1 pseudogene is annotated in these 438 nt (G+C 57.3%); it reads left to right on the top strand.

What is annotated here, in order from left to right:
* Positions 1 to 438: pseudogene (locus HMPREF2675_RS00220) on the top strand (hypothetical protein); the annotation flags it as partial.

Raw genomic sequence — 438 nt, 5'->3', positions numbered from 1 at the left:
CGGCAGCACCAATATCGAAAAACTCGGCTCCACCGTGACCGTTGCCGGCGACGACAACATCACCACCGAAGCCCAAGGCGACACAGTGACCGTTAAGCTGAAAAAAGACCTGGTAGTGAACAGCGTCGAAGCCGGCGACACCACCGTGAACAACGACGGTGTGACCGTCGCAGGCGGTCCTAGCCTGACCAAGTCCGGTATCGATGCCGCAGGCAACAAAGTGACCAACGTAGCCGACGGCGACCTCAATGCCAACAGCAAAGACGCCGTTAACGGCAGCCAACTGTTTGCGACCAACCAAAACGTAGCGACAAACGCCGCCAATATCGCCAAAGGCATCAACTTCGGCGGTACCACCGGCAGCAACAACTACGCGTTGGGTGACACCATCAATGTCAAAGGCGACAGCAACATCATCAGCGAAACCGTAGCCGGTGG

Origin of the sequence: Neisseria sp. HMSC061H08 (assembly GCF_001836795.1) — a bacterium.
GTDB classification, from domain to species: Bacteria; Pseudomonadota; Gammaproteobacteria; order Burkholderiales; family Neisseriaceae; genus Neisseria; species Neisseria subflava_A.
This window is presented reverse-complemented; position numbering and strand designations above follow the sequence as displayed.